Annotated in this window: 2 protein-coding genes; both read right to left on the reverse strand. The window is 62.1% G+C overall.

Annotated elements, in window-relative coordinates:
* Nucleotides 1-621, reverse strand: a 621-nt coding sequence (locus VMR03_RS17985; protein WP_325407677.1) for a fumarylacetoacetate hydrolase family protein, incomplete at its 3' end; no start/stop codon positions are given.
* 39 nt (nucleotides 622-660) lie between these two features.
* On the reverse strand, nucleotides 661-1,839 hold a 1,179-nt coding region (locus tag VMR03_RS17990), incomplete at its 5' end, for a DUF1329 domain-containing protein (RefSeq protein ID WP_325407678.1).

A 1,839-nucleotide genomic window follows, 5' to 3' on the forward strand; every position in this document is an offset into this window, starting at 1 on the left:
CGCATTGACCGGCGAGTCGAGCGTCGCCGCGCCCGCTCCCGTACCGACGATCGAGCCGTTCTTCTCGATGACCATGCCGGCAAGAGCAAGGTCGAGTGACGAGGCATCGACCATGCGGTCGCCAAGGACGAAGACGCCGCAAGAAGCATTGTCCGCCACCGTATCCCCGATCTTGATCTTCCAGTCCTCGATCCGCGAGTCGACGATCTCGAGACAGGCCATCACGCCCTCCGTCGCCCGCAGAACGTCGGCATTGGTAACGCCGGGACCCATCAGATCGCGCTTCAGCACGAAGGCGATCTCTCCCTCCGCGCGCGGCTGGATCATGGTCGACATCGGAATGTCGCCGCGCTCCGGATAGACCATGTCGGAGAGAAGCAAGCCGAAATCGGGCTGCGTCACACCCAGCATGGTTTGAACCGGCCTGCTCGTCACGCCGATCTTCTTGCCGACGACGCGCGTCTCCCCGACAAGTCGATGCGCGACAAAGGCAGTCTGGATGGCGTAGGCATCGTCGATCGTGATCGCGACGCCACGCGAGGTCAGCGGGGCAACGGTTTTCCGGCCGACGAGCGCCCGATGGAGCTCGTCGGCATAAGCCGAAATCGCCTCACTATCCATACCGCCGCACCTTCCCCCAATGAGCCACGAGGGCCGTTCTCAGACGCCTCTGCGCCTGAGCGCGTCGACCGTGTAGAACGAAGGCGATCTTCCGCCTTCGTTGAACCTCGGCTTCTGGTCGATCTCGTTGATCAGGCGGTCCGCCATGTAGGCGCCCGAGACGAGATCGTGATAGCAGGTGATGCGCGTCAGAAAGAGCTGCCCGTCATAGGCATAGATCATCGTGTTCATTTCCTGACGGTAGAGCTGACCGCGCGTGTCGTAGATGTCGGCGAGCAGCGGCTGCCAGGAATCCTCGTCGGCATAGAGCGTGCGTGCGCCGTAGATGTGACGGATGCCGGGCTTCAGCTTTGCCTTTACGACCCAGACGCGATGCAGCTCCCACCGCATCAGCTCGGGATTGAGATGGCTCTTCAGCAGCAGATCCTTGTAAGTGACGCCGTCCTGATCGAGCTTGTAATTGTGGTAGGGCACGAAGATTTCCTTCTTGCCCTCCAGCGTCCACTCATAGCGACGCGGCGTTTCCGACCAGAGGCGCGTGTCGTCGACCGTGTGGAAGCCGCCCGGCCCGAGCTGGTAATCGCCAGCGATCTCCGGCACCTGCCGCACACGGCGCGTGCCGGGGAGATACTGCCAGGTCTGCGTCGGCTGGTTCGTATAGTCCCAGGCGCTGATGACGAGTCCGACCGAGCCGCGTTCGCGTTCCGGCCTGAGCGTCTTGCGGAACAGGAACGAGGAACGCAAATCCCAGCTTGCGCGGTCGGTGCTCGGATCGTAGGGCGGCGCCCAGATGTCCCAGTCGTTGGTGCCCCATGCGATGTTGCCGTCCGGATAGACGACCGCTTCGTCGTAGGCCCCGCGCTCGGTGAACATCTTGGTTGCGGTATTGATGCTCCAGATCGCTTCCATGCCGTTCTTCGGCATCGGGAAGGCGGCGCCGCCGAGCGCGTTCTTGAGACCGTCCTGGTTTTCCTGCAGCGTCGTCTGCTGCGCATTGAGCTTGACCTGCTCCTGCGCCCAATCGCTGAAGCGGAAGTCGCGATGGCACGGATAGACGTTCATCTTGAACGTCTCCGGGTACTTCTGGAACATCGCCTTCTGCCCTTCGGAGAGGCGCGCCTCGTACTTTGTATAATTCTGCGGCGTGATCGTGAAGAGCGGCTTTTCGTTGGCATACGGATCGGGGTGAATCGTGCCGGTGCCCTTGAAATCGACGCC

The organism is Parvibaculum sp., from assembly GCF_035511255.1.
Classification (GTDB): domain Bacteria; phylum Pseudomonadota; class Alphaproteobacteria; order Parvibaculales; family Parvibaculaceae; genus Parvibaculum.